Annotated in this window: 23 protein-coding genes and 1 tRNA gene; 15 read left to right on the forward strand and 9 right to left on the reverse strand. The window is 40.4% G+C overall.

All coding sequences use genetic code 11. The annotated features are described in order from the left end of the window. Nucleotides 1–13: 13 nt before the first annotated feature. Together Q7U33_RS03100 and pqqA are read left to right on the forward strand one after the other, a co-directional pair. Nucleotides 14–1,702 carry a diguanylate cyclase gene (locus Q7U33_RS03100; protein ID WP_304858122.1) on the forward strand — a complete coding sequence of 563 codons (1,689 nt, stop codon included), beginning with the start codon at nucleotides 14–16 and terminating at the stop codon, nucleotides 1,700–1,702. Between the two features lie 145 nt (nucleotides 1,703–1,847). Further along, nucleotides 1,848–1,919, forward strand: coding sequence for a pyrroloquinoline quinone precursor peptide PqqA (pqqA, locus tag Q7U33_RS03105; protein ID WP_304858169.1), 72 nt, complete (start codon nucleotides 1,848–1,850; stop codon nucleotides 1,917–1,919). An 85-nt stretch (nucleotides 1,920–2,004) separates the two neighbouring features. Here the strand turns inward: pqqA and Q7U33_RS03110 are convergent, their stop codons facing one another. The 3 genes from Q7U33_RS03110 to ylqF are packed head-to-tail and all read right to left on the reverse strand — an operon-like array spanning nucleotide 2,005 to nucleotide 6,953. Next, nucleotides 2,005–3,912, reverse strand: coding sequence for an ATP-binding cassette domain-containing protein (locus Q7U33_RS03110; RefSeq protein WP_304858123.1), 1,908 nt, complete (start codon nucleotides 3,910–3,912; stop codon nucleotides 2,005–2,007). A 59-nt stretch (nucleotides 3,913–3,971) separates the two neighbouring features. After that, entirely contained in the window at nucleotides 3,972–5,990 is a 2,019-nt protein-coding gene (locus Q7U33_RS03115) for a UvrD-helicase domain-containing protein (RefSeq protein ID WP_304858124.1), read from the reverse strand. 9 nt (nucleotides 5,991–5,999) lie between these two features. Beyond that, nucleotides 6,000–6,953: a ribosome biogenesis GTPase YlqF gene (gene ylqF, locus Q7U33_RS03120; RefSeq protein ID WP_304858125.1), complete on the reverse strand. Its 954-nt coding sequence runs from the start codon at nucleotides 6,951–6,953 to the stop codon at nucleotides 6,000–6,002. 286 nt (nucleotides 6,954–7,239) lie between these two features. On the opposite strand from ylqF, the gene Q7U33_RS03125 reads away from it, so the two are divergent. The 8 genes from Q7U33_RS03125 (at nucleotide 7,240) to Q7U33_RS03160 (ending at nucleotide 14,234) form a co-directional block, all read left to right on the forward strand. Beyond that, a complete protein-coding gene (locus tag Q7U33_RS03125; RefSeq protein WP_304858126.1) occupies nucleotides 7,240–8,076 on the forward strand; it encodes an SAM-dependent methyltransferase in 837 nt (278 codons plus the stop codon). Nucleotides 8,077–8,091: 15 nt separating this feature from the next. After that, on the forward strand, nucleotides 8,092–8,508 hold the full coding sequence (locus Q7U33_RS03130) for a hypothetical protein (RefSeq protein WP_304858127.1): 417 nt from the start codon (nucleotides 8,092–8,094) through the stop codon (nucleotides 8,506–8,508). Nucleotides 8,509–8,566: 58 nt separating this feature from the next. Continuing rightward, nucleotides 8,567–8,642 (forward strand) — tRNA-Lys (locus tag Q7U33_RS03135). Between the two features lie 287 nt (nucleotides 8,643–8,929). Beyond that, the gene (locus Q7U33_RS03140) at nucleotides 8,930–9,592 is read left to right on the forward strand and encodes a tetratricopeptide repeat protein (protein WP_304858128.1); all 663 of its coding nucleotides are present in this window, start codon (nucleotides 8,930–8,932) and stop codon (nucleotides 9,590–9,592) included. A 265-nt stretch (nucleotides 9,593–9,857) separates the two neighbouring features. After that, entirely contained in the window at nucleotides 9,858–11,345 is a 1,488-nt protein-coding gene (locus Q7U33_RS03145) for a DUF4118 domain-containing protein (RefSeq protein WP_304858129.1), read from the forward strand. Continuing rightward, nucleotides 11,338–12,027 carry a response regulator gene (locus Q7U33_RS03150; RefSeq protein ID WP_304858130.1) on the forward strand — a complete coding sequence of 230 codons (690 nt, stop codon included), beginning with the start codon at nucleotides 11,338–11,340 and terminating at the stop codon, nucleotides 12,025–12,027. The genes Q7U33_RS03145 and Q7U33_RS03150 overlap by 8 nt, the downstream gene beginning before the upstream one ends. Before the next feature lie 74 nt (nucleotides 12,028–12,101). Next, nucleotides 12,102–13,973: a potassium transporter Kup gene (locus Q7U33_RS03155; RefSeq protein ID WP_304858131.1), complete on the forward strand. Its 1,872-nt coding sequence runs from the start codon at nucleotides 12,102–12,104 to the stop codon at nucleotides 13,971–13,973. A gap of 33 nt (nucleotides 13,974–14,006) precedes the next feature. Continuing rightward, nucleotides 14,007–14,234 (forward strand): hypothetical protein, encoded by a 228-nt coding sequence (locus Q7U33_RS03160; protein WP_304858132.1) that lies wholly within the window; start codon nucleotides 14,007–14,009, stop codon nucleotides 14,232–14,234. A 252-nt stretch (nucleotides 14,235–14,486) separates the two neighbouring features. Here Q7U33_RS03160 and Q7U33_RS03165 read toward each other — a convergent pair whose 3' ends face one another. Together Q7U33_RS03165 and Q7U33_RS03170 are read right to left on the reverse strand one after the other, a co-directional pair. Next, nucleotides 14,487–14,759: an HU family DNA-binding protein gene (locus Q7U33_RS03165; protein WP_304858133.1), complete on the reverse strand. Its 273-nt coding sequence runs from the start codon at nucleotides 14,757–14,759 to the stop codon at nucleotides 14,487–14,489. Nucleotides 14,760–14,977: 218 nt separating this feature from the next. Continuing rightward, a complete protein-coding gene (locus Q7U33_RS03170) occupies nucleotides 14,978–15,883 on the reverse strand; it encodes a LysR family transcriptional regulator (protein ID WP_304858134.1) in 906 nt (301 codons plus the stop codon). Nucleotides 15,884–15,959: 76 nt separating this feature from the next. On the opposite strand from Q7U33_RS03170, the gene Q7U33_RS03175 reads away from it, so the two are divergent. Further along, nucleotides 15,960–16,376: a GreA/GreB family elongation factor gene (locus Q7U33_RS03175; RefSeq protein WP_370651976.1), complete on the forward strand. Its 417-nt coding sequence runs from the start codon at nucleotides 15,960–15,962 to the stop codon at nucleotides 16,374–16,376. Nucleotides 16,377–16,387: 11 nt separating this feature from the next. Further along, on the forward strand, nucleotides 16,388–16,768 hold the full coding sequence (locus Q7U33_RS03180; RefSeq protein ID WP_304858135.1) for a hypothetical protein: 381 nt from the start codon (nucleotides 16,388–16,390) through the stop codon (nucleotides 16,766–16,768). 151 nt (nucleotides 16,769–16,919) lie between these two features. On the opposite strand, the gene Q7U33_RS03185 is transcribed toward Q7U33_RS03180, so the two are convergent. From Q7U33_RS03185 to Q7U33_RS03195, 3 genes are read right to left on the reverse strand one after another with little or no spacing between them, the layout of a single operon-like run. Continuing rightward, nucleotides 16,920–18,779 carry an EAL domain-containing protein gene (locus tag Q7U33_RS03185; protein ID WP_304858136.1) on the reverse strand — a complete coding sequence of 620 codons (1,860 nt, stop codon included), beginning with the start codon at nucleotides 18,777–18,779 and terminating at the stop codon, nucleotides 16,920–16,922. Between the two features lie 20 nt (nucleotides 18,780–18,799). Continuing rightward, a complete protein-coding gene (locus Q7U33_RS03190) occupies nucleotides 18,800–19,168 on the reverse strand; it encodes a response regulator (RefSeq protein WP_304858137.1) in 369 nt (122 codons plus the stop codon). 14 nt (nucleotides 19,169–19,182) lie between these two features. Then, nucleotides 19,183–21,714, reverse strand: a complete 2,532-nt coding sequence (locus Q7U33_RS03195; protein ID WP_304858138.1) for a PAS domain S-box protein — start codon at nucleotides 21,712–21,714, stop codon at nucleotides 19,183–19,185. A 551-nt stretch (nucleotides 21,715–22,265) separates the two neighbouring features. Here Q7U33_RS03195 and Q7U33_RS03200 point away from each other — a divergent pair. Then, complete coding sequence (locus tag Q7U33_RS03200) at nucleotides 22,266–23,330, forward strand: diguanylate cyclase domain-containing protein (RefSeq protein ID WP_304858139.1); 1,065 nt, start codon at nucleotides 22,266–22,268, stop codon at nucleotides 23,328–23,330. Between the two features lie 281 nt (nucleotides 23,331–23,611). Then, the gene (locus Q7U33_RS03205) at nucleotides 23,612–23,848 is read left to right on the forward strand and encodes a DUF2798 domain-containing protein (RefSeq protein ID WP_304858140.1); all 237 of its coding nucleotides are present in this window, start codon (nucleotides 23,612–23,614) and stop codon (nucleotides 23,846–23,848) included. A 191-nt stretch (nucleotides 23,849–24,039) separates the two neighbouring features. On the opposite strand, the gene Q7U33_RS03210 is transcribed toward Q7U33_RS03205, so the two are convergent. Next, complete coding sequence (locus Q7U33_RS03210; RefSeq protein WP_304858171.1) at nucleotides 24,040–24,324, reverse strand: alpha/beta hydrolase fold domain-containing protein; 285 nt, start codon at nucleotides 24,322–24,324, stop codon at nucleotides 24,040–24,042. Between the two features lie 349 nt (nucleotides 24,325–24,673). Between Q7U33_RS03210 and Q7U33_RS03215 the strand changes: the two genes are divergently transcribed. Then, nucleotides 24,674–25,702, forward strand: coding sequence for a trypsin-like peptidase domain-containing protein (locus tag Q7U33_RS03215; protein WP_304858141.1), 1,029 nt, complete (start codon nucleotides 24,674–24,676; stop codon nucleotides 25,700–25,702). Nucleotides 25,703–25,704 lie beyond the last annotated feature (2 nt).

The raw sequence follows: 25,704 nt of genomic DNA on the forward strand, positions 1-25,704 counted from the left end.
GAATGGTTGTGATATGACACTTAGAACAAGATTTTTATTGCTGATGACCTTAATTTTCATTGGCTTTATTTTTATTACTTGGACTTTGTCTGGCAGTTTGATGAATAAACTAAACCAGCAATGGGGCGAGCAATTTGCCCAGCGTCAGGTGATGTTTGACAAGTACCGCACTTTAGCGCCACTTATTCGTGAGATTGCCCTCGCCAGACAGATGGCGGCAGAGCCTGCCATTATTGAAATGGCACTACATGAGAGTAATCCAGAAATACAGAAGCGCGGGATTGCCGCAATGGAGAAGTATCGCTTCAACTTTCGAGATCATAGCTATTTTGCAGCCTTTGCAAAAAGTGGTCATTATTATTTTAATGATGCTAAAAATCAATATGCATCTAAACAATTGCGTTATGTTCTATCGCCAACCGCGGCAAAAGATAGATGGTTCTATGCCACCTTGGTCAGTGGTAGTAAATATCAGGTCAATTTGGACCCGGATATTCACCTTAACGTCACTAAAGCATGGATTAACGTATTAATCACAAAAGGCAATCAGACCCTTGGCGTTATTGGGACTGGGATTGACCTGTCTGATTTGATCAAAGAAACCGTTAGTATTGCTCAGCATGGTGTGGAAAATCTGTTTATTGATAAAAGCATGGCGATTCAATTAAATAGCGACCCTGAGCTAATTGATTACATGACTATTGCCAAAGATATCGGCCAGCGCATTAAGATAGATAAGTTGTTAAAGAATCCTGACGATATTGAACAATTAAGACAAGTGATGCTTGCTTTAGAAAACAATCCATCTAAGGTTACAACGCTTAAGGTCGATTATAAAGGCAGTCAATATTTGATGGGGGTAGCGTTTTTGCCCGAAATCGGCTGGTATGACCTAACTTTGATGAGCGATCAGAGCTTGAACTTGCATGATGACCTTATAAAAGGTCACGTGTGGTTTGGTCTTGCACTATTGTTGGCGTTAATAATATTAGGTTGGGCGTTGCATAGTTGGATATTTAATCCTATATCAGCATTGCGCGCTTCAACTAACAAAATTGGTAATGGTGACTTTGAAATTGATCCGCCTTTAACTGGTGCTGGCGAAATAGCGCATTTATCACGCTCATTTGAGCATATGGCACGCTTTGTGATTGATACTAATCATGAGCTAGAGCAGAAAGTTCGCGAGCGTACGGAGGAGTTACATCACTTATCAGAGATGGATCCACTCACAGGATTATTGAACCGTCGTGGCATGATGGATCGATTTGAAACGGAGTTCTCTCGACAGGTGCGTCAAGGCGGTTCAATGGGCTTGTTATTGCTTGATTTAGACTTATTTAAAAGCGTGAATGATACTTTTGGTCATGCGGCAGGCGATTTAGCACTTTGTGAAGTGGCTAAGGTATTGCAGTCTTCAAAACGTGGCTACGATTATGTGGCGAGATGGGGTGGGGAAGAGTTTTTGATGCTTATGCCTGATTGTTCGCAAGATGATCTTATGACGATTGCTGAGCGTATCCGTTTAGAGGTTGCCTCAATTACGATGCAGTCAGGCGGAGATGTATTTCACTTAACCGTAAGTATCGGTGTGCATCGCCCACATATTCCAGAAACTTTAGATACGATGCTCCAGAAAGTTGATAGAGCTTTATATACAGCTAAAGATGATGGTAGAAACTGTGTGCGACTAGCAGCATAACTCGCTTAATCCAAGTCACTTCATGATTTTACTTAGCCAGTGTTCATGAACAACAATAGGGCTGAAAGTCTGCGTTGGTGCATAATTAACTCATACGAACAAGACAGCCGTCAGTTCTAGAAAAGTTATACTTTGGAGAATTATTATGTGGACAACACCAGCAGTGACAGAAATGCGTTTTGGCTTTGAAGTGACAATGTACGTAATGAACAAATAATTTTGTTTCACGTAATAAAAAAACCAGCTAAGTTTTAGCTGGTTTTTTTATTTAGATTTAACGGTCTTTCTAGTTTAATTAGCCATTAAGCTAGGCGTTTATCAAGCGTTTCCCAGCGTAACATCTTAGCTTCAATCTCTGCATCAATTTCAGTTAAACGTGTTTGCAGTGTTTTAACCTTGTCAGGGTCTTGCACGTAGATGTTAGCATCAGCCAGTGTTAAATTGATGCTGGTTTGTTCTGCTTCCAGTTTTTCAATCAATGCTGGCATTTCATCTAGTTCTTTTTGTTCTTTGAAGCTTAGTTTATTAGTAGTGTTTTTAGGCGCAACTTCTTTTGCAACTGGTTTGCTCGATTGTGCTTTAGCTAGTGCAGCTTTATCGGCTTCACGTTTGGCAGTAAAACGCTGCCAATCATCATAACCACCACCAAACTCTGTTAATACGCCATTACCTTCAAAGGCAATCACTTGAGTTACGGTGTTTTCTAAGAACGCACGGTCATGGCTGACCAAAAATAGTGTGCCATTGAAGTCTTGTAATAGATTTTCCAGTAGCTCTAGCGTGTCGATATCTAGGTCGTTAGTTGGCTCATCTAGTACGAGTATATTGGCAGGGCGCGCAAACAAACGTGCTAATAACAATCGGTTACGTTCGCCACCTGAAAGTGATTTGACAGGTGAACGTGAGCGTTGTGGCGGAAATAAGAAGTCTTCCAAATAACTAATAACGTGTTTACGCTCTTCACCAATTTGCACAAAATCAGAGCCTGGGCTGATGGTGTCAGCTAATGTGGCTTCTTCATTGAGCTGTTCGCGCATTTGGTCAAAATACGCGACACTTTGTTTGCTGCCACGCTCAATACTGCCACTATCAGGCTCAATGTCTGCCAGTATTAGTTTAAGTAGGGTGGTTTTGCCAATACCGTTCGGGCCTAGCAAGCCAATTTTATCGCCACGTAAAATACGTGTGCTGAAGTCTTTAATCAACACTTTATCGCCATAGGCTTTGCTAACGTTTTCTAGCTCAGCAATCAGTTTGCCACTGCGTTCGCCTACATCCACATTTAGTTTTACATTACCTTGACGTTCGCGGCGTGCGGCACGCTCTAATCTAAGAGATTCAAGCCTACGTACTCGGCCTTCATTACGTGTGCGCCGTGCTTTAATGCCTTGGCGAATCCACACCTCTTCTTGTGCGAGTATTTTGTCAAACTTAGCCGCGTGTGTTTCTTCAACGGCTAGAAGCTCTTCTTTTTTAATTTGGTAAGCGGTAAAGTTACCGATAAAGTCTGTGAGCTTGCCGCGGTCTAGCTCAGTGATGCGAGTCGCTAGTTTGTCTAGAAAGCGTCTGTCATGGGTAATAAATAGCACGCTGCCATTAAAGCCTAGCAATAAATCCTCTAACCATTCAATGGCGCTTAAATCTAAATGGTTGGTAGGCTCGTCAAGCAGCAAGACTTCTGGTTCGGCTACTAGCGCACGACCCAAAGCCACACGTTTACGCCAGCCACCTGAAAGTGTGCTGATAAGTGCATCTGCATCTAAGTTTAAGCGGCTCAATACAGCCTCAACACGCGATTGTGCCGCCCAGCCATTTTGTGCATCTAAATCATGCTGTAGTTCCTGCATATGGGTCATGAGCGCTTCAATGTCTGCATCTGGCATGCCCATATCATGGGTCACCTGATGATAATCAACGAGGATTTGTTGTAAGTTGCCTAATCCTTCTGCCACTGCCTCAAACACGGTGTGGGTGGCTACCAGTTCTGGTTCTTGTTGCACATACACTACTCGAGCATTAGGCGCGCGCCATACTGTGCCATCGTCTAGTTTAATGGTGCCAGCAATGGCTTTTAATAAACTTGATTTACCTGCACCGTTGCGGCCAATTAAACCTACGCGTTCTCCTGCGTCTAGCTGAAAGGCAGCGTGGTCGAGCAGGGCGTGGTGACCAAAGGCGAGGCTGGCGTTATCGAGGGTGATGTATGGCATGTGTGACTTTCAAATTATTACTAATGTATTTTAACTGCTTGTATATGAGATACAAAATGCTATTGTTTATTGAGCATGGCTCTAATGTTTGCCATTTTTGATTTACCAAAATCTTTACTGGCTTCTGGGTCTTTATTAAATGGGTTACCAAAGTGACGTACATCGTCTTTAGGAATCTCAGCAATAAAGCGGCTAGGTTCGCACATTTCCATTTCACCTGCGCGCTTGCGTTTTTTACACCATGAAATATTCAGTGACTTTTGCGCACGCGTAATGCCAACATACATTAAGCGGCGCTCTTCTTCAATTTTGTCGTTATCAATCGATTCGCGGTGAGGGAGAATCCCTTCCTCTACACCAATGAGAAATACGTGGCCAAATTCCAAGCCTTTAGAGGCGTGTAACGTGGAGAGTTTCACTGCATCAGGCTCACCGTTTTCACGGCCTTCTAACATGCTCATGAGTGACACCATTTGCGTGAGTTCTAGTAGGTTTTTACCTTCTTTTTCATTACCATACTCGGTGCTTGGCTCACCTTTTTTAGAGAGCCAGCCAGTAAAGTCGAGCACGTTAGACCATTTAACTTCAGCAGCGCGTGGTTCTTCAGAGTCGTATAAAAATGCTTCGTATTGTATGGTCGCTAATAAATCATTTAGCACTTCATTGGCAGGGTCACGTACGGCACGGTCTTGCAGTTTGTTGATGTACTGGCAAAAGTTGAGTAAATCTTCTAGCTGTTTATTGCCAATCTCATTTTGAAAGCCGCCTTCAAAAGCGGCAGCAAATAATGAGATTTTATGTGCGCTGGCATATTCACCTAGGCGTTCAAGCGTGGTATTGCCAATGCCCTTTTTAGGCGTGGTTGCTGCACGGATAAACGCAGGGTCATCATCTTCGTTGGCAATGAGTCTTAAATAGCTGATGAGGTCTTTAATTTCTGCTTTATCAAAGAAAGATTGCCCGCCTGATACGGTGTAGGGGATTTTCTGATTACGCAAATGCTGCTCAAAGATACGTGCTTGATGGTTACCGCGATAAAGAATCGCATAATCTTTATAGTAAGTGCGGTTTTCAAACTTATGGGCTTGCAGCTTCATGACCACGCTTTCAGCTTCATGCTCTTCGCTCATGGCTGCGGTCACTTGAATCATTTCACCTGTGCCAAGCTCGCTCCAGAGTTTTTTTTCAAATAGCTTAGGGTTATTTGCAATCACTTGGTTAGCAGCGCGTAAGATACGTACGGTAGAGCGGTAATTTTGCTCAAGTTTAATCACTTTAAGCTTACTAAAGTCTGTGGTGAGTTGGCGTAGATTTTCAACATCCGCGCCGCGCCAGCCGTAAATCGCTTGGTCATCATCGCCCACAGCGGTAAATTGTCCACGTAAGCCTGTGAGCATTTTCACCAGTTTGTATTGGCAGGCGTTGGTATCTTGGTATTCATCAATCAATAGATATTGCAACTTACGTTGCCATTTGTTCAGCGCTTCTTCGTGTTGTTCAAATAGCTCTACAGGCAGCTTAATTAAATCATCGAAGTCTACGGCTTGATACGCTTTTAAGGTTTGCTGATAAATCTGGTAAACCTTGGCCGCGGCATGGGTGAGCTCTTCGTCAGCCTGTGCTTTCGCTTGGTCTGGGTTAATAAAAGCGTTTTTCCAGCTAGAAATCTGCCATTGCGTTTTACGTAATAACTGCTTATCAGTGGTGGCGAGTACATCCGCTAAAATTTTAAAGCTATCTGACGAATCTAAAATTGAGAACTGTGGCTTATAGCCAAGCAATACAGCCTCTGCGCGCAACATCTGCAACCCTAGCGAGTGAAATGTGGCAATGGTAAGGCCTTTGATGTTGGTGCCTTGCATCAGCTTGCCAACGCGCTCTTGCATTTCTAATGCGGCTTTGTTGGTAAACGTAATCGCGGCAATTTCTTTTGGCGCATAGCCCGCTTCGTTAATCAGATAGCTGATTTTTTGGGTAATCACACGGGTTTTTCCGCTACCAGCACCTGCTAAAACAAGTAGCGGGCCGTCCAAATATTTTACCGCCTCACGCTGAGGCGTATTCATTGAATTTAACATGACAAATTACTATTGATTTGAGTCAGATGCTTCGTCTTTTTCCGAGGCTTGATCTGAGGCTTGTTCTGAGATATTGGTTGGGTTGGTTTGTGTACTTAACACCATTGCAGCTCTTGATGATGGCGTTTCTAAACTCACGCGACCAATGGCACCACTGCGATAATCAGTTAAAAAGGCAACTGCGGTTTTTTCCATATCCCACAGGCCATCATGGCGTTTGTAAGACCTGCGTTTTGCAATCGCCTCAAGTAGATCAACACCATCCATTTGTGTTACATCTAGTTTCATTGCGTCTAGTTTATAACGTGCATTCACTAGCGCAGGGTAGCTCTTTAATAGGTTGTCGGCTAAAAATGTAGCAACATCTTCATCAATCACCGCATTTCTACCAATCGCATGGCTGGCGGCCAGCATGTAGCCATCAGACTCATAAGCGATTCTAGGCCACATCATGCCTGGCGTATCGGTAATGCTCATGGTGTCGTCTAAGTCAAAACGTTGCTGGCTTTTAGTCACGGCAGGCTCATCACCTACTTTTGCCACACGGCGATTGAGCAGGGCATTCATTAGCGTAGATTTCCCCACGTTAGGAATACCCATAATCAACATACGCAATGGTTTTAAATGGGTACCGCGGTGAGGTGTGATTTTTTTGCAGATAGCCGGAATCTTTTTTGCATCGCCTGCTTTTTTACAAGAAAGTGCCACCGCTTTAGTATTAGGCTGCGCGTTAAAATAATTTAACCATGCTTGTGTCGCGGCAGGGTCTGCTAAATCGGCCTTATTTAAAATCTTAAGTTGTGGGCGTTGACGAAACAAACGCATTTCATCAATCATCGGGTTATGGCTAGCGGCGGGTACCCGTGCATCTAACACCTCAATCACCATGTCGGTAAACTCCATGGTCTCTTCGGCTTTTTTACGCGCTTGGGTCATGTGACCTGGGTACCATTGAATTGCCATCTATTTCATATCCTTAATAATGCTGACTTTGCTGCCTATCATTTAGCAACAAAAGTGTAGTGTCTCTAGCTTTTGGTTAAATCATCCCTAGATGATAAAAAAATTGTGCTATTAACTAATTTCGTTATTTTAGCATTGACGGCTTCAATTCAAGTTTTTATCTGAGATTTTCCGTGGATTATTTAAGCTTGTATGGTGTGATTGAGCACACCAAATTTTGCATTATTTGATTTTTTCACAACATTTCCAACGCTTTTCAAGGCACATATTCCTGTAAAATAACGGTATGCAAAATATTCCAGAAATAAAACCTAACCAATCTATTGAGCTACTTAAAGCGCTGCATATCCTCACGCGCGACGGCAAGCTTAACCAAGATAGTCGCCGTAAACTTAAGCAAGTTTATCACTTGGTCAATTTTATTGAGCCTTTGTTCAACGATGTTTTAGCGCATAACCCTAACCCTGTTTTGGTGGATCATGGTGCGGGCAAGTCTTACCTTGGTTTTATTCTGTATGACTTACTACTTAAGCAATTAGCGGCTGGCGAAGTGATCGGCATTGAAACGCGAGCAGAATTAGTGGCTAAATCCAAAGAGCTCGCGCAACAGCTTAATTTTGCACGGATGCGCTTTGAACATTTAACGGTAGAAGACTCTATCAGCTCAAACGTGATTCCAGAAAAAGTGGGTATTGTGACCGCTTTACATGCATGCAACACCGCAACCGATGATGCGATTCAATTTGCACTCAAAAAACAGGCAAAATATATGGTGTTAGTGCCATGTTGTCAGGCAGAAGTAGCCGAAGTATTACGGCAACATAAAAATGAAAGCTTTGGTAAAACAGCGTTAAGTGAAATCTGGCGCCACCCCATACATACGCGCGAGTTTGGTAGCCAAATTACCAACGTGTTACGTTGTTTGCAGTTAGAAGCCGCAGGCTACAGCGTCACAGTGACAGAGCTGGTAGGGTGGGAGCACTCCATGAAAAATGAGTTAATCATTGCCAAATACACTGGTCAGCCTCGTAAAAATGCAGCAGAGCGCATTACGAATATATTGCATGAATTGAACTTAGAAACCATGCAATCCAGATTTTTAGCACAGCCATCTTCTACATAATCATCGGGCGTAAATATGAAGTTTTTCACCTATATATTATTGAGTTTTATTAGCTTTAGTAGCCAAGCTGAAACATTAAACACACCAGACTTTAGTGGCGTGTACAACTGCGTAGGCGATGATGCACATGAGGGCAAATATACAGGCACAGTCACGATGCGCTTAAAACCAGAACACAGCAAAGCAAGCTATGCCAGTTATGACTTTAAGCTAAAAGTCCCTGAATACGGCATCTACTTAGGCCATGCTGCGGCAAATGGTCATCATGTTGCTATGCACTTTGCATTACAAGACCAAACCACTAAAGACTACGGCACAGGCATTGCCGAAATGAAGAAAAATGCAAAAGGCCAGTGGAGCTTTCATAAGTTCTATTTTGAGCCTGAGTTTAAAGGTGGCAACACAGGGGTGGAAGACTGCACCATTCAATAATTGCTAAAGCGCTTTGGGAAAACACAAAACCCCCAATAACCGCTATAATAAACGCTCTGGGAGATTAGCTCAGCTGGTAGAGCAGCGGACTCTTAATCCGTTTGTCGCGAGTTCGATCCTCGCATCTCCTACCAATTAAATCAAAGGCTTGTGCTTATGTGCAGGCATTTTGATTTAACTACCCTCTAGCATGAGACAAACGGATTAAGAGTCCGCTGCTCTATCTCAAAATTTGCGCACTTTACTCTGCAAAATACGTATAACTCATTAACAAAACTAGCGCTTATCTATATATTAGAATAGTTTATTTTTTTAATGCATTGATTTTATTGGTAAATTAATACTTAAATTATTGTCGTAAGTATCGCTAATAGTTGGCACGTTATTTGATTTATTATCTTGGTATATTACTAAAGGATTAATGATGAGTATTGTGACTAAAAAACTATTTGGCTTGATGTTGATAGGTTTGTTATTTTCTAACGTTACATTTGCAGGTATGAATGAAGATGTTGTTCAATTACAAAAGTCTTGGGAAAAACTTAAATATCAAACTCCAAGCTCCCAGCAGGAAAAAGGTTTTGAGGCGTTGTTAGCACAATCTAAAGAAGTAACTGCGCAATATCCCGATAAAGCTGAGCCTTTGGTTTGGCAAGGGATTATTGAAGCAACATTTGCTGGTGTAAGAAACGGCATTAGCGGCCAATTAGCAGCTTTATCTTTAGTGAAGAATGCAAAAAAGAGTTTTGATGCGGCAATTAACATTAACCCGACCGCTTTAAACGGTTCTAGTTATACCAGTTTGGGCTCCTTGTATTACCAAGTACCGTCTTGGCCAATTTCGTTTGGAGATAATCAAAAAGCGAAAGAGTACCTTACTAAAGGGCTGGAGCTAAACCCTGAGGGCATTGATGCTAATTACTTTTATGGTGATTATCTTTATAAAACTGGTGATGCTTCAAAAGCTGAAGCTGTATTGAAAAAAGCATTGCAGGCTCATCCTAGAGAGGGGCGTGAAGTGTCTGATGAAGGGCGTAAAAAAGAAATTGACGATTTACTCCAAAAAATTGCAGAAGAAAAGTAATTTCAAATACGGTTGATTATAGTGTGTTTGAAATTAAAGCTTCAGATGTCTAGCTAGGCTGGATTAATCCAGCCTAGCTAGATGTAGAGGTGTCAAAAATTTACGCCTAAGGTAAAGGTAACAAGCTAGTATTAGAAAATATCTTATGTGTTTAATCACTTTTAATCAGAGACTATTACATGACATTTGTTCGATTTTAGTATCTAATCCAAGGAGATGTTTCTGCCATATATCAGGCATATATAATGAAGTTAGGGATGAAGGTTTGAATAAACAAATCATTCAAGCCACTTTAGTGGCATTTATGTTGGTGCTAACCACTGCGCTAGGTCAAAAATTCTCGGGTATATTGAGTTTAACTGGCATAGCAATGCTGTATTTGCTAATTGTGGTTGCCGTGGCTTACTCTCAATCATTTCTTACTGCATGCCTTACAGGGTTGGCAGCTTTTTTCCTGATTAATTATTTTTTCACATCCCCGCGTTTTACTTTTCAAGTTGCTCACATTGAGTCTATTGCCAGCTTGGTTAGCTTTTTATTGGTGTCACTTGTGATTACCTCTTTAGTGAAAAAACTTAAATTCCAAACTGGCGAGTCTATGACTGCATATAAGCGTGCAGACTTTGCAAGGCGTTTAGCAGAGCATTTGGCGATTGCAGATGATATGAATACGCTTTTTCAAGACAGTTGCCATCTTTTAAGTATTGAGTTTGGAACAAAAATTTTGATTGGAAGTCTTGATGATGAAAGTAAATTTGTCATCCATTTAGATTCGGGTGAGATTGATTTGCCTGAGCCTAATGCAATGAGGTGGGTGGCTGACAATGGTAAGCCAATTGGTCCTTATACTGGTAATTGGGAGGCCTCTAAATGGTGGGTAATTCCATTTAACAGATTGCCAAGTAAAGACCCTGTTTTAATTGTGAGCAATGTTAGCGCAGAGTCTAGTTTAAATACATTCAATACCATTAAATATTCGGTTGATCAGGTTGCGATGGCTTATCAGCGACTCAAGAGCTTAGAGCGGGCAAAAAAAGCAGAGCTTATTGCATACGAGGAAGCTATTCAAAATGCATTGCTTGCGTCAATAGCACATGATATGAGGACGCCACTCACTTCTATTTTAGGAGCAGCAACAGCTTTAGGCCAAAAGAACGTCAAGTTAAGTGAAAGTCAGAACGCGCACTTGACAGCCCTGATTGCGTCTCAGGCACAGCATTTGGCAACGACTACTGAAAATATACTTTCATTAATACGCCTTGAATCAAGTACTTCAAACACCATTCCAATGGCGCTAGAATCCCCAGAGGAAATTATTGGGATAGTGTTGAAGTTATATAAAGATCGTGGTGATGATTTAAACTTTAATGTGACTATCAATGAGCAAGAGTTATTGATATATGCAAATGCTAATCTGTTGATTCAGGCATTAATTAATCTTATCGATAATGCGAAATTATCAAATCTATCTTCAAATATTCAAGATGCTATCCAAATTGAGGTTTGTAAAATAGACAATCGTATTAATATCAGCATTTTGGATCATGGTGAGGGGTTTAGTGATGATTTTAATATCACTAAAATAAAGAAGTTCTCGTCAACGCGTAGTAAAGGGTTTGGATTAGGCTTGCCTATCGTTCAAGCGATTGCCAATGCGCATCATGCAGATTTAATCATTAGTAACCGCGCCACTTGTGGCGCGCGTGTTACATTGAGTTTTGCCATACCAGTGATTGATACAACGCATGCTTGATAAAGAATTAATATTAATTATAGAAGATGACTTGCAAATCAGTGAGTTTTTGCAATTTAGCTTGGATGCTCATGGCTTTAAAACAAGTCTTACCTCTCTTCTTAGTGATGCAATTCATTCATTTCAACGTCAAAAGCCTAAACTTATTTTATTGGATCTAAACCTTCCTGATGGTGATGGCTTAAGCTTTATTCAACATGTACGGTTAAGTTCTGATATACCAATCATTGTTTTATCCGCACGCCAATCTGAAGAGGAGAAGGTGGATTGCTTTAACGCGGGTGCTGATGATTATCTTGCAAAACCTTTTGGCGTTAATGAACTTATCGCTCGGATTAGGACGTCTCTAAAGCGAGTTTCAATGATGTATTTACGAGATGATATTTTCAAAGTAGACGGTTTGGAAATTGATCTATCAAACGCAAGTGTTTACCTGAACTCACAACAATTACATCTCACCCCCATCGAATTTAAGCTTTTATTGTTACTCGCTAAAAGACCTGGTAAAGCATTTACACACCGTCAGTTATTAGCAGAAGTTTGGGGGCTTGAGTATGTAGATGAAGTGCACTACCTACGGATACATATGGGGAGGCTTCGCGCTCGTTTGGAAGAAAATCCAGCTTCACCTAGATACATTCTTACAGAAGTAGGTGTCGGTTATAGATTAGCAGCCTCTTAAATATTCATTGTTTGTTTATGCGATTGATATGTTCTCAATGATGTAATGGCATTTTTAATGATCATGGCATCACGATGACAACGCAATCTAAAAGTATTAGCGCACTCACACTAGGCGCTATTGGTGTAGTTTACGGGGATATTGGCACCAGCCCACTTTACACCATTAAAGAAATATTCGGAGAGTCTACAGGTATAGCGCTGACACAATCAAACATAGTTGGTGCAATTTCTGCCGTTATTTGGGCATTAATGTTCATTGTTACCTTGAAATACATCATATTGGTACTTCGCGCAGATAATAGGGGTGAGGGTGGCGTCATGGCGCTGCTGGCATTAGCTACGTCTTCAGCAAAAAACAAGGTAAGCAGCAAGGCTTTTATGTTGGGACTAGGCGTTCTGGGGGCTGCGTTGTTTTATGGCGACAGTATATTGACACCAGCAATTTCAGTGCTATCAGCAGTAGAGGGGTTGGAAATTGTTGCACCTGGGTTATCTCATTATGTTTTGCCAGTTTCAATTACGATTCTGATTGCTTTGTTTTTATTTCAGAAACATGGAACGGAAATGGTGGGTAAATTTTTTGGGCCAATTGTTATTTTATGGTTTGTTGTTCTTGGAAGTATCGGTGTTTCAAACATTATTGATAATCCACAGATACTTCATGCGATTAATCCAATTCATGCTTACGAATTTTTAACTTCACGTGGTGCAGGTATTTTCTTGGCAATTGGTACTGTTGTGCTTGCTGTGACTGGTGCAGAGGCTCTGTATGCCGACATGGGGCATTTCGGGAGGCCTGCAATTCGTATCGCTTGGGTGGGGCTTGTGTTCCCAGGTTTGGCACTTAACTACCTAGGTCAAGGGGCACTATTGCTTACAACACCATCTGCGGTGAGTAATCCGTTCTATTTATCATTCCCTAGTGAGCTGCTTATTCCAGCAGTGATTCTTTCCACGCTTGCTACTATCATTGCATCACAAGCTGTTATTTCGGGTGCATACTCTATTACAAGGCAAGCCATACAGCTTGGGTTTCTTCCTAGGATGAGAATTCTTCATACTTCTGCAACGGAGTCCGGTCAGATATATGTGCCAGCGATTAACTGGGGATTATTGGTTGCTGTCATTCTTACGGTGATATTCTTCCAGAACTCATCTGCAATTGCTGCAGCGTATGGCATTGCTGTGACAGGGACGATGTTAATTACATCAATATTGACATATTTTGTCGTGCGAAATATTTGGAAATATCCTCTATGGCTTGCAGCTGGTGCCACAAGTCTATTTATTGCACTTGATGTGATGTTACTTGCTTCGTGCTCAGTGAAGTTCTTTAAAGGCGGTTGGTTTCCAATTGCCCTTGCAGTCATCATGGTGGTCATTATGTGGACTTGGAAACAAGGAAGAGCAATCCTTTTAAGCAATATTCATAATAATGATCCTAAACTAGATGATTTTATTAAAAGTATTGCTGGCAGCGATATAGCCCGTGTTGAAAGAACGGCAGTATATCTCTCTGCTAATGTAGATAGTGTGCCACAAGCGCTGATGCATAACCTAAAGCATAATCAGGTACTACATCAAACAAACTTAATTATTACGGTAGAGTTTACAGATGAGCCTAATGTATCAATGGAACAAAGGTTAGAAATTAAAACATTAGAGGCTGGTTTTTGGCAAATTAAACTATATTTTGGGTTTATGGATACACCTGATGTACCGAAAGCTTTATTGGATATTCATATTCCTAATGTATCGATTGATGCATTCACGACGTCTTATTTTCTTAGTCGAGAAACTATTATTTCTGGGCACGGTGGAGCGATGGCGAAATGGCGTGATGATCTTTTTGTATTCATGTCTCGCAACTCTGGAAGCGCAGTCAATTTCTTTAATATCCCTAGCAACAGTGTTATTGAACTAGGATCAAGAGTGCATATTTAAGATGAAAATAAGTTTAACAATTGATTGGATGTAATGATGAGTGATAAACCAGACGTTACTGAATCTGAAGTTAGTTGCTTAGAAATGATTCGCAATGGCAAATATCTGAATGTTGCAGGAGCATCCAATGAAGTGGAGGCCTTAGTAGCAAAAGGATATGTTTATAAAAGTGCCTTAGTTGGCATGCCACTGATGCAAAGCCATTATGATTATGTATTATCGATTCCAGGTTTGATTGTTTTAAGAGAATATAAACCTTAATTCGTGATGGTCATCATTGCTTTAATATCTTTTGAATTTGATTGGTCATGATTTGGTTGCTTGCCAGGATATGTCTATTCAGTATCTGCTAATTACACAATGTGCATTTGATATGCTCTGTTAGGGATGTAAAAAAACGACCGAATTTGCGGTCGTTTTTTTTCGAGACTTTTCAGCGGTTTAAGCCTTGCTAGGGTGCGCTACAACAATTTGTTTTGCACCGCTGGTAAGGCTAGTTGCTGAAGTTAACTATTAGTTAACTTTGTCTTTAAGTGTTTTGCCTGCTTTAAATACAGGAGCGTTGCGTGCAGCGATTTCGATAGTTGCGCCTGTTGATGGGTTACGACCTGTACGAGCAGCTTTTTTAGTCACTTGGAATGTACCAAAACCTACAAGGGCAACATTGTCGCCAGCTTTTAATGTCTCACCAACAGTGCTGATGATCGCGTCTAAAACACGGTTTGCATCAGCTTGAGTTACACCAGCTTCAGCAGCTACTTTTGCTACTAATTCAGATTTGTTCATATAAATATCCTAATATGGTTAAGAAATCATCTCCAGTCCTTATTCTGCAAGGGATGGAGAGGGGTTACATCCTAGCATTAATTTATATTCGTCGGTTTATTGCTTTGTAAATAAAACTAAAAAATTAGCGTAAAACGGTGGATTTGACATGTTATTTGTACTTTTTATGCATCAGTAATAGTAGGGCGTCAATTTTTTTTGGAAATTGATGTAGGTAGTTACTCTAAATCCCAGTAGGGTTCAGTGCCAAAACGATCGATAAGGAAGTCAATCAAGACGCGAATTTTCAATGGTAAATTGCGCTTAGGAAGATATAGGGCATATACATGTTGATGCACAGGGATGTATTCTGACAACACCGACTTTAGTCGCTTGGCTTGAATGTCTTTACCAATAATAAACGTGGGTAGTAGTGCTAATCCAAAACCACCTAAGACCACTTGGGATAAAGCTTCATCGTCGTTGATGCGTAACCTACCCGAGACAGGCACAGAAACTTCTCCACCTGGACCATTAAACCGCCATAAGCCTTTGTCGCCAGAGTGGATATAGTCTAGGCAGTTGTGGTTAACAAGATCTTGCGGAAGAATGGGGGTGCCAAACTCTTCAAAATAATCTGGTGTAGCACATAGTTTGCGACGGATAGGGGCTAGTTTTCTAGCAACTAAGGCCTGCGGCAAGTCCTTAGTGACACTGATAACTACGTCATAACCTTCTTCAGTTAAATCCACCACCCGATCTGTAATGGTCATATCAATATCTAGCTCTGGATAATGACGAAGAAAATCGCCAATTGCTGGTGCGATATGTAGCGTTCCGAACGCAACTGATGCAGCCACTTTAAGTACGCCGCGCGGTTGTGCGTTCAGGCTATCAATCATTTTATGCGCTTGATCAGCCTCATAACTAATACGTGTACAGTAATCAAAAAAAGCAGTGCCTACTTCAGTTAGGCTTAAATGTCTGGTGCTGCGATTAAGCAGGCTGGCACCAAGTGCATGCTCTAGCTTTGCAACAGCTTTGCTCACAGACGATCTTGAAACGCCAAGTTTTCTAGCCGCAGCTGAGAAGCTTTGTTCATTAACGACGTGTGCAAAAATAATCATTAAGTTTAAATCATACATTGTCTAATTGTAGCCCTGTAAGAAACAATTATGTTCAATTGAATGGACTAATTTAATTGATTAGTAAAGATTAATATTGAGCCTTGCCAATAGACGTGGCGTATTAATTTTGTATGTAATGGATATCACGATGGAACTAGAGAATTTAATTATTTCAGATAAGGATTTTGTTCGATTATCTAGATTAGATAATCAAGGTTTGTTGGGCTATGAGTTGAGTAGGGCTGTTGTAATGCCAGAGGAGCAAGTGCCATCAACTGTTGTAAGAATGAACACCCGCGTGGTTTATTTGGATGAAAGTAATGGTGTTAGTCGAGAGGTTGAGTTGGTATTTCCTGAAGACGTTGATTTAGATCGTGGAAAAATCTCAGTACTGTCGCCAGTAGGTTCAGCACTATTAGGGTTGGAGGAGGGGCAAACGATTGATTGGTCATTTCCGAATGATCCTTCTCGACGCCTGAGAGTAATGAGTGTAGCTAAAGTGAGTACTTAGGAGAATTAATCATGAAAAAAGCATTAAATAATGCGGCAATATTTGTGATGACTTATATTGTTTTTATGTTGCCGACCTATTTTTTACCATATTTACGCACCAGTTCGTCTGCGTTTTATGGGTTTGAAGGTGCAGCAAGTGCTAATGCGTTTAACTATCCATTTTTTATACACTTAGCTTGTATGATTATTTTATGTTGGATATGTTACGTAAGAGGCGCAATGATAGGTAAGAGTTGGTTATTCTTTTTGCCTATGGTGGCGTTTGCTTTTGAATTTATTTCTAAGCTAAGTGCTATTCCATATGTACCGTCGATGTATCACGTGCTAGCGATTGTCGTGGGTGCTACGTCAGCTAATGTTTTAGTATCGACGGACAAGCTGACCACTTAACTGGTCATTGAAAGTTGGGCAGCGCAATTTTAAGTGCCACGCTTCAATAAACTGCGTTCAATTTAATGTTCTAGTTAATAAAGTTGAGCGCGGTTTATGTTTGTTCATTCCTATATATGAGCACCAGCATTTGAAAGCCGCATTGTTTTTATTAAGCGGATTCGTACATGCTCTTTAATTTTGTTTCAAACTCTTTCACTGGTAAAGGTTGGCTGAATAAATAGCCCTGACAAAGATTGCATTGATGTTTTTCTAAAAAGGCACGTTGACTCTCTAATTCAACGCCCTCTGCAATTACTTCTATCCCCAAGTTGTTTGCCATACCAATAATGGTTTGTACCACCACCGCGTCTCTGTCGTTCATACTCATATTGCGTATAAAAGACTGGTCTATTTTTAACTGATCCAGCGGTAGCTTTGTTAAGTAGGAAAGTGATGAGAACCCTGTACCAAAGTCATCCATAGAGAAGCGTACCCCGATATCTCTAAGTGCATGCATTTTAATAATTGCTTCTTCAACGTTATCTAATACAAGACTTTCAGTAAGCTCCAATTTAAGTTGGCTAGTTTTAATGGCATACCGACCTAACATCTCGCTAACTTGATATACAAAATTAGGATCATGAAACTGACACGCACTAACATTGACAGCTATTTGTAAGTCACACGTAATCGGGTCGTTTTCCCATGCTTTAATTTGTCTGCATGCCGCTTCCATTACCCATTGGCCTATGGGAATGATTTGACCAGTTTCTTCAGTGAGCGGAATAAATTGTAATGGCGGCACTAATCCTTTTTGAGGATGTTGCCAACGGATTAGTGCCTCCGCACCGTGAACCTTGCCATGGTGATCCACCTGCATCTGATAGTAGAGCCTGAATTGATTGTCTTTGATTGCTAGTCGTAAGTCATTTTCTAATGCGGTTCGTGCTTCTAAAGCTGCTTGCATGGTAGGGTCGTAAAAACGTAGTGTGTTGCGCCCTGCATTTTTCGCTTGGTACATCGCGATATCTGCTCGTTTTAGTAACTCATCTACAGTGATTGCTTGGTTGCGAAATAGACAAATACCAATACTAGCGGAATTATGGTGTAAATTACTGTCTAGATAATAGGGAAGGTTAATGACTGAAATAATTTTGTCTGACACAGCCTCCGCTTGAATTGCTGCTTGCGATGGGTCCTCACTCAGCTCTTGTAATATGACAACAAACTCGTCTCCACCTAACCTTGCTAAGGTGTCACTTTCACGCATGCAAGTTTTTAGTCGCTTTGCGACTTCGATTAGCAATAGATCTCCAATGCTGTGGCCCTTAGTGTCGTTTAGGGTTTTAAAGTGATCTAAGTCGATAAATAGCAGCGCACCATGATTTTGATGTCTAGCGCTCGCAGCTAGCGTATGTTGCAAGCGGTCAATTAAAAGTAGTCTGTTGGGTAAGTTTGTGAGTAAGTCATAGTAAGCCAGATGTTGGATTTTATCTTCCGCTTCTTTTCTTCTGGCAATGTCTTGTTGTAAAACTTGATTTGCTTCTTCTAATTGAAGCGTTTTTTCTTCTAGTTTACGTATCAGTATTACACTGTAGTCTTTGAGCGTGTCGTTATCATCATTATCATTCGCAATCGACGGTTCTGGGACAGTTGCTACACCTTTAGAAAGCACTTCTTTAAAGCGTGCAATAAAATCTTCTGGTTCAGAGGGTTTTAAAATAAAGGCATCGGCACCAAGATCTAGCGCCAGCTTTTCATCCTCAGGTTCTGTGTAAGTTGCTGTGTAAACAATGAACGGAATTGATTTAAGTCTTGCGTCGCTCTTCCAATGCCGCAGAAGCGTATAGCCATCCATGACTGGCATGAGTAAATCAGAGACGATAAGTTGAGGCGGATGCTGACGTGCTTTGGTTAAAGCCTCCGCACCATGGCGCGCAGACTCTACAAGGTAACCGTTACCTGTTAAAAGCGCTTGCAGGTAGTAAAGGTTCTCTTCCTTGTCATCAACAATTAAAACATGCGTCATAAATCTCCCTGACTCGCTCATTAAGACCGTAGGTAAGTTGATATTTCTGTCACAAAAGTTTCTGGATTAATCGGCTTTTCAATATAACCAGTACAGCCAGCCGCTATGCATTTTTCACGGTCTCCAACCATAGCGTATGAAGTGACAGCAATAATAGGTATAGGTTTCAGTACATCTATTTCCCGCAAGGCTTTAGCGACATCGTAACCATCCATCATCGGTAGTTGAATATCCAGCAGAATTAAGTCTGGTAATATTTTTTTTGCTGTATCAATTCCTATTGCGCCATCTGGTGCTGTGACTACATTAAAACCATGCGTTTCTAAAAGAAACGTTGTTAAATAACTATTTTGTTCATTATCTTCAATGAGTAGGATTGTTTTTTTCATGATTTCATTACACCTTATTTGATAGTACCTTGCAACGGTAATAAAAGAATGAACTCACTTCCTTTTGACCACTCACTTACTGCAAAAATTTGTCCACCCATTAGCTCCAGTAAGCGTCTGCAGATAGCTAAACCCAGTCCTGTACCATCATGCGCACGCGAAAGACCACTATCTATTTGACGGAACGGCTGGAACAATAGGTCTAAGTCTTCAGGTTTTATACCTATACCTGTGTCAGCGATGCTGACTTTTAAAAATGGTGCAGCAGGGGTGTTAAACGATGGTTTAAAATCTTTAAGCAGTTCTGCGGTGATACTTACACTTCCTTTTTCGGTGAATTTTATCGCGTTGTTAATTAGGTTGATTAATATCTGTTCTAAGCGTCTGCGGTCAGTATTGATTACACTTAAATCCTTACCAATTGATGTGTGAAATAGCAGTCCTTTTTTCTCTATCACTGGTCTTAAAGCGCTCACAACTCTGTCAATTAATGCAACAAGGTCAAATGACTCAGAGCTCACTTCTAATTGACCAGCCTCTATTTTGGAAATATCGAGCACATCATTAATTAACTCTAGTAAATGCTTTGCGCTGCCTTTCACCATGCCAAGTTGCTTTGATTGTTCGCTATTCAATGGCCCAGCCATGCCTTGTAAAATAATGCCAGTAAATCCGATAATTGAGTTCAATGGCGTTCTAAGTTCATGTGACATGGTTGCTAAAAATGCCGATTTAATTTTATCCGCAGCCTCAGCTCTCACTAGCGCTTTTTGCAGCTCTTGGGTTCGCTCTTCTACGCGTTTTTCTAAGCTGGCATTTAGCTCTCTAATTTCTTTTTCAGCTTGTAATCTCTCAGTGATATCATTACCAATACTAAGTATCTCTAATACCTGACCTTGAGCGTCGAGTACTACTTTGTTTGTCCATGATATCCATACGCTTTCACCATTTCTGCGTATATTTTCATTAACGTTCTGTTCAAATACTTTTGTATCTAAACATATCTGTTGCATGAGGTTCTGTAGGTCTCGGCCTGCACTATCTGTGGTTGGTACAATGGTGCCAATGACATGTTTGCCAATAATTTCCTCAAAAGAATACCCGAAAAAATGCTGCCCAAATGAGTTTAGAAAAGTAATGTAGCCTTGTGAGTTCCAGCGCAAGATAATACTGTTAGCAGACTCAACAAGCTCACGATATTTTTGCTCACTTTCATCTAGTTTAGACTCGGCATTTTTTCGTTCACTGATGTCAATGCCCATACCAACTAAGCAGTGTGTACCTTTGAAATTGACGTTTCTACCTGTGAATAAGTAAGGGGTTTTTCTTCCATCTTTAGATAGTAAATCAGCTTCAATGAATGCCTGTCCATGTGTAAAAACTTCTGATATTTTCTCAGCGAGCGCTGGCTTTTCTTCATTGGCAAAAAAGTCCAATGGGTGCATTTTTGCAATTTCTTTGTTTGAATAACCAGAAACCGTTTGAAAGTTATTGTTCCAACGCAGAAATCGCCCTTCATGATTATAAAAGTAAAGAATACCAGGCATGCTTTCTATCATCATGTCTGAAAATAAGGATTCATTTTCAGCGATGCTTTCAGCTTCTTTACGCTTTTCTTCGCGCTCCAGATTCTCCAAAGAAAAAGAAATATTGCCAGCAGTTTCTGACAGTAACGCGATTTCTTTATCATGAAAAAACATGGCTTGGTCTGTATAAACGCTAAGCGTACCGCAGATTTTATCTTTCACTTGAATTGGAAAAACCGCCGATGCTCTAAAACCCAGGCTCACCAAATTATCTCGCCAAGTATGAGCAGGCTCTTTCTGCAGGTCATTGCAAATGTAAGGTTCACCTGAGTGAAACATTAGGTTGTTTAGCCCTATATTTTCATTCCTATTGTCTGAGTAAACATTAACACTCTTTAATATATTATTTTTGTCGCCCCAAGATGCTACTGGATTAAGTTGATTGGTTTTATTGTCGTTCCAGCCAATCCAAGCCATATGAAATCCGCCTTCATCTACAAGTATCCGACATACTTTTATAAATAGCTCTTCTCGTGTAGGGAGCCAAATAATGGCTTGATTAACTTTAGTTAACGCGGCGTAGAGACGGGAAAGCTGCGATATTTCACGTTGCTGTTCTTTAAGGACCGTGATATCGCGAATTACACCAAGGAGGTTGCCATCTGGCATAGTCGTCGCAATAATTTCTGCGCTGAAAATAGAGCCGTCTTTACGCTTTAATAGCCACTCGCGCGCGTAGTCAGATTTTGTTTTAATGGCATCTAGTGCAGGTTGAATATGTTGCACTTCACTTTGCACAATAATATCGGATGCGTGCATACCTACGAGTTCATCACGGGTATATCCGAGCATATTGCAAACGCTTGGATTAGCATCTAAATAGTTGCTTTGAGCGTCTGCAATCAGAATGCCGTCGGGCGCATACTCAAAGAGAGCTCGATATCTTGCTTCGCCAGCTTGACGCGTAGGGTCTTTACCTGCAGCTGTGGTTGATTGATTCTTAACATCAAGTTTTGTCAAGATAGCCCATTCTCTAGGATTTTTTGTGCTTCAATTTTCTACTTTTTAAGTAAATAATATTGTGTACGCTTACTAATTTACACTCAATTTTATTTAAGCGAAATATAAAAACTGAAATATCTGAGGCTTATTTTCAGTGTAATTTTTATTCACCAAATATCTCTTACAATTAACTATAAGCTCATTGTAAGAGATTAGCGAACCATTGGTGATGGATTAGCTCAAATTGGTTAGCGCTAAATCATAAATAATTAATTGGCACTTAAATTGTGCAATATAATCCAAATATACATTTGGCACTTTATTTGGTGCTTTTGTGTATACTTTAATATAGGTTGAGTAAGACAATGCTTTTGAATTTTGATTGTAATTAAGGCTGCCATGCCTGTAAATTTTGGTGCTTTAAGAAAGAAGACTTCTGTTCTTAAATACTGAGGCTTATTATTACCACTAATCTAAATTACAGAAAGCAGATTTTACTGCCGCCGATAGTTGCGTCAATCATATTGTTGATTGCAATGTCATGGGTGTTTTTTAGCGCACAAAGTTTGATGGCTCTAATTAATCGCAAAGTTGAAATTGCCGATACACGTTATGAAATTGTCAAGCTGATGAATACAATTGTAGAAGCTGAAACAGGACTCAGAGGTTACCTACTGACAGGTAGCGTTCAATTTCTTGAGCCATATAATCGCTCAGCAAAAGAAACTTCTTTATTATTCTCTCAAATAAAAAGCCTCGAAAAAGATTTCCCTGGTTTTAAATCTTCGCTTGCAACCTTAGATACGCTAATCAAAGAGAAATTTAGCATCATAGAATCAACCCTTCAAGTCCAACTCGCTGCTGGCTCATATTCTCCACACTTAAGGCTTTCTAATGATGCCAGCAAAGCTTTAATAGAAAAGATTCGAGTAGAAATAGATCAGTTGGATAAGGTGATGCAGTCCGAAGCAGCGCTAGTTGATGTAGAGCTAAGCCTTACTATTAATAGCTTAAAGTTGGGTTCGCTAATTGTTGTCTTATTGATTATCACCATACTATTAATTAACTATAGGAGAACCATCTGGCTATTTGAGCATGCGTCATCTAGCCAAGAGTTAGCTGAGGAGTTTGGCTACCTTGCGATGCATGATGCACTGACACATTTACCCAACAGACGAAATTTTGAGCAGTATCTTAAAAAGTCAATTTCACAAGCTAATCGACACTCGCAAAAAGTTGGTCTGTTGTATATGGACTTGGATGGGTTTAAGTTAATTAACGACCAATATGGACATCATGTTGGTGATGATGCTTTGGTTAGCGCAGTTGCTATGATCAATGGCGTACTTCGAGATTTTGATTTTCTTGCAAGAGTAGGTGGTGATGAGTTTGCACTTGTGGTGCAAAACTTTAATAACGCAAATGAACTGTTAATACTGGCAAATCGAATTATTCAAGCACTTAAAACGCCAGTGATGACGATCGGTAAAGACGATGTATTGATGGGCGTTAGTATTGGTATCGCTACTTACCCTGACCAAGTAAAGAATATTAAGGCGCTAATTACAGCCGCAGATGAAGCCATGTATAAAGCAAAAGCGACAGGTAAAAATCAAGCTTTTTTTCATGCTTAATAGCTGAAAATATAATTGGCTGAAGCTTTTTTATTGGCGACAAATTAAGCTAATGTCCACATAATGATGCTCGAGTGTTGTGTTAACTATTAGCAAACGATGCTGTTAGGTACGGAATTTTCCTATCACCATGGGCACGTAAAACTTGAGAAATCATAACCTGATAACCGTTAAGCCAATTAGACTGGGCAGCTTAGGCTCAAGGGGCTAGTGTGTTTCATTTACTGTTTATTTATTCGTGTTTAAAGTAGCTGGATGATTTTTAGTTTTGAAAGTATGTAATGAATATAAAAGTACCTAAACGTCACTCCCATGTCGTATTTGCATTTTTTATGGCGGGTATCATGGCGGTTTTAATGTCTGCAATCATCGTGGCAGTAAGTAGTGGTGTTAATGATGGCTATTTACAGCGAGTAATTCATGCATACACGCTTGCAATGCCTTCCGCATTTGTTTGCGTACTTTTTGTAAGGCCTATCGTGGTTAAATTAGTTTCGTTAGTGGTTGCGACGGATTAGCAAACAATTTAATAAATAATGGCTAGCTTAATTGCTAAAAATAAATACCACGACTAATTTGGTCGTGGTATTTATTTTATGAAACAAGCTTAGTGTTACGTGTAGATTAGCTGAGTTATTTTAATCTTTTTTTCAACTCCTCCGCTGCTTGCGTCATGGCAGATCGTGCAGCAGTTAGTTGGCTTAAAACGTTAAGGCGTTGCCAATAGTGGAGAGGCGTAAATATTCTGGCGTTGTAATACATCTGTTGTGTTGTTATTCCAAAACCATTTCATCATGCCTGTGGTTAAAAAGTGACCGGCGTCGAACTCATCGTAAGAGGCATTTTCAAAGTTTGCATTCGTCACTGGCCAAAATAATAGTTGGTTACGAATGCTAGGTGTACCTTTATTTTTAGCCATCAAGGCAACTACTGCTGCCATGTTTCCACCCACACTGTTGCCAGCCACAGCCAAACATTTTCCATCTACATTAATTTCTGCACCGTTTTCAGATACCCATTTGGTTGTAGCATAGGCTTCATATTTAAGTAAAGTTTAATCCATAAATACTAAAAGCGATGTTACTTCTGACGGCTGTAAAAAAAAGCATACAAACAGGAACATATTAGATTTATTAATTGTCATTGTATGTAATTATTTAAAGTAGAGGTAATGATATGAGTGATAACCAAACTGTTGAGAAGCAGCTTGCAACTTTGAGTGAGAAGTTATCCCAAATTAATCACAATATGCTGAAAGTCTTTTGGATTGTTGCAATCTTTGCATTATTGTATTTTGGCCTAATGATTTATATGCTTTTTTTAAGATAAGTGAATCAGCTATCATGAATAAATTTGGTGTGTTATTTCTTTTGATGGCGAGCACGTCTTACGCCGAGCATATACCAGCGCCCACAGATGAGTTTTTATACCAACTTAAACAGTCATTAGTCAAAGTAGTGACTACCACCAAGTCTGGTGGTCACGGTTTTGGCACCGGTGTGGCAATCAGTAAAGATCATGTGGTGACCAATTGCCATGTGCTGACAAATGCAAATGGTATCAGCATTAGTAAATGGGGCGTGGAATATGCCCCTTTATCGTTGCAGGCAGATTGGAAGCACGATTTATGTATTTTAAAGTTTGAGTGGGCAGATCTTAATCCTGTTGCAATGTCTGACAACGATAGTCTGCAATACGAACAGCCTGTGATTTCTATTTCAATGCCAACAGATTCTCCAGCACCTTATGTTGCATTGAGTAACATTAAAGCTTTATATCCGATGGATGATGCAGAGGTAGTCAGAACGGAAGCAGCGTTTTCTATAGGAGCTAGTGGAAGCCCCATTTTTGACTATGCAGGTAAACTGATAGGTATTAGTACGTTTAAAAGCCCTGGGCGTAAGGCTTATTACTACAATATGCCAGTGAAGTGGATTAAAGCGTTATTGACGCATGAATCCACAGACATAAATGCATTACACGACTTACCATTTTGGGATGCCCCCGAAGATAAGCGCCCATTTTTTATGCGTATTGTGATGCCTTTTCAAAACAACCGATGGCTTGATGTACAAAAAGTAGCCATGGATTGGGTTGGTGATGAGCCACAAAATGCAGAAGCATGGTACTACTTAGGTACTTCATTCCAACATTTAGGAGATATGGCAAATGCCATACAAAACTACAAAAAGGCGCTTTCATTTCACCAGTTACACCCAGCAAGCCTGAGTGCGTTAGCCCTGATTGCTCAATCGCAGGGCGATACATTAGCGCTTAGTAAGATTAAATCTCAAGTAAAAGGTATTAGCCATGAGGCGTTAGAAGGATTAAACGACATACTAAGTGCCAATCAACCTTCTGCTAATCATTAATA

Source organism: Methylotenera sp., assembly GCF_030653755.1.
GTDB lineage: Bacteria > Pseudomonadota > Gammaproteobacteria > Burkholderiales > Methylophilaceae > Methylotenera.